Source organism: Corynebacterium sp. CTNIH16 (genome assembly GCF_032821655.1).
GTDB classification, from domain to species: domain Bacteria; phylum Actinomycetota; class Actinomycetes; order Mycobacteriales; family Mycobacteriaceae; genus Corynebacterium; species Corynebacterium marquesiae.
Genome location: NZ_JAVBIG010000015.1, coordinates 22668 through 29133, shown reverse-complemented (window position 1 = coordinate 29133; position 6466 = coordinate 22668). Strand labels below are relative to the sequence as shown.

Genomic DNA, 6466 nt, shown 5'->3' with positions numbered 1-6466 from the left:
CCACACCGAGGATTTCCCGTCGGGGGCTAGATATATGCTTCCGGAGCATATACTTTCCGGAAACCTACAGGTCAATCCGTGAAAATCCGCGATTCCGGACACACTTTTTGACCCTTAACCCGTTTGTGAGGAATGTGCGCGCCCTGGACTTGAACCGAGGGTGTGTGCCGCTCGCGCTGCGCACCCCACGCTCATGGGGTGCGGCTTCTTATTTTCTCCGCCTATTAAATCACATCAGTGTGACTTACTGGAAGATTTAGTAATGGTGGTGGCTCTTGCCAAGAAGCCTTATCGGCTGTTTGCTTTGATGAAGCTTGCCCAGAACCTAAGGCATTAGTGGAGTCACTCTTGTTCTTCGGGCTCGTCTTTTAGTCCGTTGAGCATTATTTGGTTAAACAAGTTGTTGATTGTCTTCTCTTCGAAGTCTGCAGCCACTTGATTCCAATGGAATTCTTCTAGTTTGGGAAGCATGGCTGTAATAGCCATTTTTAAGTAGAAACCTCGACTACGTCCTGTCCTATCGCAGAGAGTGTCGAGTCGTTCAATGATTTCATCTGGCATCCGTACAGACACCACACGTCCGGAAGGGTGGGGTGCTTGTTTCATATGCAGTATCCTCTCCGTGGCAGCAATGGTAAACATTGTTTACCATTGCTGCCACTCTTGGGGCTGTCGATAGAATTGTTTAATCGACATTCTGTAAACAATGTTTACCATACGTAAGACTGGAGGAGTCTTCTCAAACTCTTTAACAGCATCATGAGCGGCGCGCGCCACAGAGAGGAAGGACGCCTCCGTGGACGCACTGCCATTTATCGGCCACCAACCATGTCCCCATCTGCACTCATCGCCATGCCGGTCTGGATGCTCATTGGCCAGATACGAAGCGCAGGATTGGAAACAGGAATCATCAGAGCACTAGGCAGAGTAATCGCCTGGCACTTCCTCACCTTCCTCGTCGTGATGGTTGGCTCCATGGCTGACCACTACGAGCACGCTACGGACGAGAACAACGACTCGCCATACTCCAACACGTATGACGCCGCGCCCGCCAACCCGGTGGGTACTACGACCCGAGCGAACAACAGTAGTCGCAGTTACCAACGCCGAAGACTGTCTTTCTCTCTACTGGCCACCCTTCTCATGGTCACCATCGCCGCCAGCACCCTTAGTGGCGCTGGCGGCTTCGTTATCGTCCTGGCGCTCACTGTCGTCAGTATGCGACTCGTCTTCTCTAGGTGAAGCGTTCACACTAGGAGAAGACTCCTTAGCAGTCTTGAGCATTGCGTTGAAATCTCGCTGGCTCATACCGACGATCTCGCGCACAAATTCCTTAGCTTCGCCTAGGTCGATGATGGACTGTGAGACTTCACCAATCTTTTCGTTCAACTCGTCTCGCTGATCGATAAGGCTGAGCAACGAGTTGGTGCTCTTTTCCGGTCGCGCAGCTTGCGCTGTTCCTCTTCGATGTGCTGACGCAGTTCCTGACGCTTCTTCAAACTTCTACTTGCGGTAACCATAAGCCCACAATGCCAGCGAACACACCGCCCCGATCCTGACACAAACACCACGCAGGAAGCTCGGCTCAATCGGAAGCAATCAGTGGACTATCCCTGCAGTCTTTTCGGAAACGCTGCGGACCCGAAGCGGCGGGGCGCAAGCGCCCTTAGAACAACACACTATATGCACTCTTAGTGTTAATCGGGTTTTGGCTGCTAGACTAGGGCGCATGATGACCCTGCGCGTAGTCAATAGCGGAACAGGTTATGAGTACCTGTTGCGCTCTGTGGCTACCAATGATGGGCCAACAGACGCGCCGAGCTTGTCGAAGTATTACGACGCTAAAGGAACCCCACCGGGGCGTTGGTTGGGCTCTGGTCTTGCCGGTTTAAACACCGAAAACGTCGTGCAGGGTGGGGAAGTTACCGAGTCGCAAATGGCCGCATTGTACGGCGAGGGACTGCACCCGGATGCAGATATGAAGATGTCCGAGGGGCAGAAAATTAAGGACGTTCAGCTGGGGCGTCCGTTTGCTAATTTCACTAATGATGTGCCGGTTTTGGTGGCACTTCGTGACGCTGAGAGCCGCCATAGGCAGACCACTGGCACGCTGATGGGAAAGCAGGAGCGCGCCGAATTAGTGCAGGATATTGGACGGGAATTCTTCATTGAAGAACACGGAATAGAGCCGCAATCCGGCCGGGAAGTTGTCAACTGGGTTAACGGTTTAAAGGACAATGTGCGCCAGTCTGTGTCGGGTTTTGACCTTACTTTTTCGCCCGCTAAGTCCGTTTCTGTGGTGTGGTCGTTGTCTGATGAAGAGACCGCGCGGCGCATTGAAAAGCTTCATCATCAGGCCGTAAAAGAGGCTATGGCGTGGGCAGAAGACAACGCATTGTTTACCCGAGTCGGCAAGCAGGGGCGTGAACAAGTCAAGACTAAAGGCTTCGTAGCATCGGAGTTTAAGCACTACGATACGCGCGCAGGAGACCCGGATCTGCACTCGCATGTGCTGGTATCTAACAAGGTTCAAACCGAAGACGGGCGCTGGTTGTCTATCGATGGGTACACGTTGATGAAGTATCATCAGTCGATTTCGCACCGCTATGATTCCATCTTGAACACGCTGCTTTCTAACGAGATGGGCTACACCTTTACCGCCTGCGACCATGGGGTCAACAAGGAACCCACGTGGGAGATCGAGGGTGTTTCCGAGTCGTTGATGGAGTCGTTTTCTAAGCGTCGACGCGACGCGCAGCCGGTCTACAAGCGCCTGGTGGAAGAGTTCGTTGCCGCGCGCGGCACGACCCCAAACTCGGTTGAGGTAGGGCGCTTGTGGCAGCAAGCTATTTTGGAAACACGCGACGCTAAGCGTGAACCAGAAAGCCTTACCGAGCTTCGCGCAGGCTGGAAAAGCGAAGTATCTGACCGTGACAACGGGGCAGAAGAACTAGCTTCTATCGCCCGGCTGGCCGCAGATTCTACCCGTGATGAGCGCCCACTATTAGACGCCGAGGCCCACCTTTCGGGTCTTATCGGCGAGGTTTTAGACACGGTAACTAGGCGTCGTTCCTACTTTCGCGCCTCGCATGTAGCTACTGCTGCGGGTGGAAAACTGCAAGGCTATCGCTTCGCGTCACTCGCCGAGCGCGACCTTATCCACGCCACTGTGGTGGAGGCTATTGTGCGCGATAAAGCCATTTCCTTGAATGATTTTGACGTCCTGGAACTGCCCGAAGCACTAAAAAACACGGCAGGTAAAGCTCGCGATACCCGCGCTGATAGTGAGCTTTATACCACCCATGACATCCTTGATACTGAAGACAAAGCACTGGCCGCGCTCAACGAACCGGTGGCCGCATTCGCACCCTCTCACGCGATTGATACGGCACTGGATGAGCACGAAAAAGAGTCTGGTTTCCGTCTTAACGCCGGGCAGGAATCCATGGCGCGCTACCTACTTACCTGCGGCACACTCGCGGCTACTGGTGTGGGCCCGGCTGGTACGGGCAAGACCGCGTCTATGCGTCTTGTCGCCAACGTGTGGGCCAAGGAAGGCCGCAACGTTATTGGCCTGGCCCCGTCTGCGCAGGCGGCAGAGGTGTTGTCTGGGGACTTAGGCTTTGACGCTTTTACCATCGACAAACTCACCTACACCTGGCGCGGAAACCACCCCACAAAGCCCGGCCATAGCCTCAAAGATCTTCCAGTATCCATTAACGCAGGCGATATGATCATCGTCGATGAGGCCGGCATGGCCTCTACCCCTAACATCGGCTCACTGCTAGAGATTGCCGAAGAAGCAGGCGCAGTCGTGCGCTTTATTGGTGACCATAAACAGCTCGGAGCGGTCGAAAACGGTGGCCTTTTCGGCGCTATGGTCAACGCCGCAGGCCGCACTGATAACCAGCTATCCGAAGTCGTGCGCTTTGGCGGAGATAGTGCACAATCTGCCACCAGCTTGCGCTTGCGCGAGGGCGATTCTTCTACTTTCGACTTCTATTTAGAGCGTGGTTGGGTCAATGGTGGCGCGCGCGGCGACATGTTGGATAAGGCCGCAGCAGACTACCTGTCTGATATTTCCAGCGGTAAAACCAGCCTGCTTATTGCTGCCACCAACCGCGATGTGGCAGAACTCAACGAGACAATCCGCGCCCACTACATCGCCGTGGGCGTTGTAGACACCACCATGGAAGCCCCGCTTTCTAGAGGCGAAAAAGCAGGTGTGGGCGATACGATCCTGGCGCGCAAAAACCAGACTTTCTACGACGACAAGACCGCCACGAGTACCCGTATCAACAACGGCACGCTGCTTACCGTTACCGCCATTGCCGAGAACGGCAGTATCACCGCCCGCAACCAAACCACCGGCGAGGAACTGTGCCTGCCAGCAGACTACGTCCACGACAACGTGCAGTTAGGCTACGCTGCTACCGTCCACCGCGCCCAGGGCAGCACCGTGGACTGCACCCGCGCGGTAATCGACCATCACGTCGATAGGGCAGGGCTGTATGTGGCGCTGACACGCGGCAAAATCGCCAACCACATCTATGCTGTGACCGAACATCAGCTAGATGAGCTGGCCGAGGAAGGCCACTACCACTACCAAGGCATAGACCACGCCCCGAGTGTCAGGGACGTCTTTAATAAGGCAATTTCGCGCGATAACAGCCCGAAGGCTGCACGCGAGGTTATAGCCGAGGTGGTAGACGAGCAGACCTCACCTGATCGCATGATGGGCCTGTGGCTTATGGGTAAAGATGAAGCCACCAACGACTTCATCGACGCTTACCTGCCGGACTGGATCGACACCCTGCCAGGCGACCTTTCCCGAAAGATTGAGATCAGCGATGACGGTGTAGAACCCATCCGCCACGGCTGGGCAAGGCTTATCGACGCGGGCATTGACCCGCGCACCGTCATGGACGCTGCTACTCGCGATATTGACAACGCCCATGATCCGGCACGGCTTATCCGCTACCGTCTAGACGAACAACTCCGCTTGCGCGATACCGGAAAGCGCAACCAGCTGCCTCCTGTATCTGGTCAGACAGATATAGAACTCGATACGTGGCTGCGCACTCACAACCCTTACGACCGCGCGGAAACTGCTCGCCTTACTGGAAAGGAAGGAAACCTCAACCAGCTCAACCAAACTGTGCTGGCAGAGCACGCACGCTTTGCTTACTCGAAGGTCGAGTCGCTGACCTGGCAAGAGGCAAGTGTTACTACTCGCCTACACGAGGATAAAGACGCCGCTCTCAACGAGGTACAGGCCGACTACCAGCAGCTAGTACTTGATGCTGGGCGCATTCGCGCCTACGAGCAGGCCATGGCAGACCACAGTGCGGCCCTTCGTGAGGAAGAAGCAGCCCTGGCAGACATTGAGCACCAACGCCTGCTGGCAGAGGACTACACCCGCCCGGTAGCCGAGCGGGCCTACGACCACGACGCCGACGGTTATGGCACGTACCAACAGCGCATAGACCATGCGCACCAGCGCCTTGAACAGGCGCAACAGCGCCGCAGCCTAGCCCAGCAGGCCATTGAAGAGACCGGTTCTAACTTGCCGGAGGCAGGTCTATGGGACGAGATCTGCTACCGCGCCGACGACACAGAAGAATGGGACAAACGCCTCCACGCTGCCGCACAACACGACAGCGAACACGCCCACAAGCTTCAACAACGACTCGATTCGATTCGCCGCGAGAAGATGGACTGGGCTGACCGCGCAGACATCGCCACGCGCTTAGGTACAGAAGAAATCCCCAACGATGTTGCCGACCATGCAGGCTACATTGCCGATGAAGTCAACCTGCTTGCCGCACAACGCACCTACGAACTACGCCGCCTAGGCGTAGACGAGCCAGTACAAGAGGCAATCCGCGACATGGTCGCAGAAACCATTGCTGCTGCCTACGAACCAGACAATGACGAGACTCACCACGACGAACAAGACACCACTTACAGCGAAGTGGAGGAAGAGGAACCAGCACCCGAGACCACAGCAGAAGATGAAAACGCCCACAACGCCCAAGACAAAGACACCAGCGGACTGAACGAGGGTGCGCGAGCAAGCCTCGACTTCATCGCAAGTCTGGGACTCGGAGACGAAGGCCCCGAGAAGCCTCAAAGCCACGACGACAAGGACGAAGAAAATACCCCAGAACCGAAGCTCCACCCCGGCGCACAAGCAAGCATGGACTTTATCGCCAGCCTCGGCTTAGGCGACACGCCACAGAACGAGAAGGAAGAGGAACCAGAACATGAATCTACGGCAGGCGAAGACGAGGACGTCGAGAAATTGAACGAAGGTGCGCGCGCAAGCCTTGACTTCCTTGCAAGTCTTGGACTAGATGACGCACCGCACATCACTACTACCCACAACAACAACCACGACAACGAGGAACAAGCTCCCACCGACGATCTTGAAGAAGAACAAAGTCCAGAGCTTTAGAAAACAGCG

General features: G+C 55.5%; 3 protein-coding genes. 1 reads left to right on the top strand and 2 read right to left on the bottom strand.

Translation table 11 applies throughout. The features are described from left to right. Window positions 1-342: 342 nt before the first annotated feature. Together RAE04_RS10770 and RAE04_RS10765 are read right to left on the bottom strand one after the other, a co-directional pair. A complete protein-coding gene (locus RAE04_RS10770) occupies window positions 343-642 on the bottom strand; it encodes a ribbon-helix-helix domain-containing protein (RefSeq protein ID WP_317027372.1) in 300 nt (99 codons plus the stop codon). Window positions 643-1125: 483 nt separating this feature from the next. Next, window positions 1126-1419 (bottom strand): 3-deoxy-D-manno-octulosonate 8-phosphate phosphatase, encoded by a 294-nt coding sequence (locus RAE04_RS10765; RefSeq protein WP_317027371.1) that lies wholly within the window; start codon window positions 1417-1419, stop codon window positions 1126-1128. A gap of 310 nt (window positions 1420-1729) precedes the next feature. Between RAE04_RS10765 and mobF the strand changes: the two genes are divergently transcribed. Further along, window positions 1730-6457, top strand: a complete 4728-nt coding sequence (gene mobF / locus RAE04_RS10760; protein ID WP_317027370.1) for a MobF family relaxase — start codon at window positions 1730-1732, stop codon at window positions 6455-6457. The last annotated feature ends 9 nt before the right edge of the window (window positions 6458-6466 follow it).